Below are 402 nucleotides of genomic sequence, written 5' to 3'. Positions count from 1 at the left end.
GCCAAACTTGAAGCTGAACGTGCGCGTCGCGAGCGAGCCATCTCCAAAGTCGAGGCCCAAAGAGAAAAAGCAAAGCGAGATCATGAGAACCGGCTTCGCGAGATGGAAACCGAGCGCGCGGCGCTTGCTCGACGTTTCGAGGCTGAGGAGCTTCGCTGGAAAAGGCAGATGGAGAAGTTTCAGAACGAATTGAAACACGCGCGGAATAGGTTGTTCTTGGATCCCCAGGCCTCCAATGCTGCTTTCATCGAGGGGGCGGCTACGGCCAGATCGAAAAAGCCCATCGATGTCTGGTAAGTTTTGAGCTTTCTAGGCATGCCAACGCTCCCGGCTCGGACTCCAAATCCACCAACAGATGATTACCTAAGAACTATCGCATGTGGAGTATCGTGATGCCCGGTC

Annotated in this window: 1 protein-coding gene; it reads left to right on the top strand. The window is 54.5% G+C overall.

Annotation, left to right across the window (positions count from 1 at the left end; genetic code table 11):
• The coding region (locus AWU74_RS14410) for a hypothetical protein (RefSeq protein WP_498067503.1) at positions 1-297 on the top strand (297 nt) is incomplete at its 5' end.
• Between the last annotated feature and the right edge of the window lie 105 nt (positions 298-402).

This window comes from Treponema endosymbiont of Eucomonympha sp., from assembly GCF_001028545.1.
The sequence above is the reverse complement of the archived record's forward strand: the minus strand, read 5'-3'. Positions and strand labels throughout refer to the sequence as shown.